Origin of the sequence: Xanthomonas sp. SHU 308 (genome assembly GCF_000364645.1) — a bacterium.
Classification (GTDB): Bacteria; Pseudomonadota; Gammaproteobacteria; order Xanthomonadales; family Xanthomonadaceae; genus Xanthomonas_A; species Xanthomonas_A sontii.
The window spans coordinates 1-722 of the sequence record NZ_AQOK01000486.1 but is presented as its reverse complement, the minus strand read 5'-3'; the positions used below and the strand labels follow the sequence as shown (position 1 = coordinate 722).

At 63.4% G+C, this 722-nt stretch carries 1 protein-coding gene; it reads right to left on the bottom strand.

The features are described from left to right. Positions 1 to 722: hemagglutinin repeat-containing protein (locus D588_RS24960; RefSeq protein ID WP_043085177.1), on the bottom strand; the 722-nt coding region annotated here is incomplete at both ends.

Genomic DNA, 722 nt, shown 5'->3' with positions numbered 1-722 from the left:
ATCGTGGTGTCGTTGCCGCTGGCCAAGGTCAGCGTGTCCTTGGCCGTGACCACGCTTTCGGTGTGCAGTTCGCTGTTGCCCTTGGCACTGCCCTTGCCGGCGTAGGCGCTGACGTAGAAACCGGTCGTGGTGCCGACGCTCACGCCGATCTCGCCGCCGCCGTTCTTGTTCTCCGACTTGCTGGTATTGGTTTCCTGATTGCTCAGCAAGTTGAGGTTGTTGGCCGCTGCAAGTGCCACGCTGTCACCGGCGATCTTGCTGCCGATGACAGTGAGATCGCCGCCGGTGGCCGCGATAGTTACGTTGCCATCGCTGAGGATGCGGCTGCCGCCGGTGGTTTCCTCGTGCGTGGTCGTCTTGCTCGACGCGCTGCTGGCACCCAGGGCGATCTTCAAGCTGATACCAGAGTCACCCGAAGCGCTCTTCAAGCCCTCCCCATTGGCAAGCGCATTCGCGCCTGCTTGGGCACCGCCGATGGCGCCCATGCTGTCCTTGATCGCATAGCCTGTCTTGGCCGCATACAGCGCCTTCAGGCGGTCGTCTTCGACCTCCGTTCCGCGCTTGGCGGTGCCATAGACCGCCAGCGCCGCATCAACAATGCCTCCCGTCAAACCTAGCGTGAGACCGGCGCTCTGCTGCTTGGACGTCTGCACCGTGTCCACACGGTTCTCGACCGCGGCGATGGTCACGTCCTTGCCGACGATGGCGGTGCCGGTCTTGCT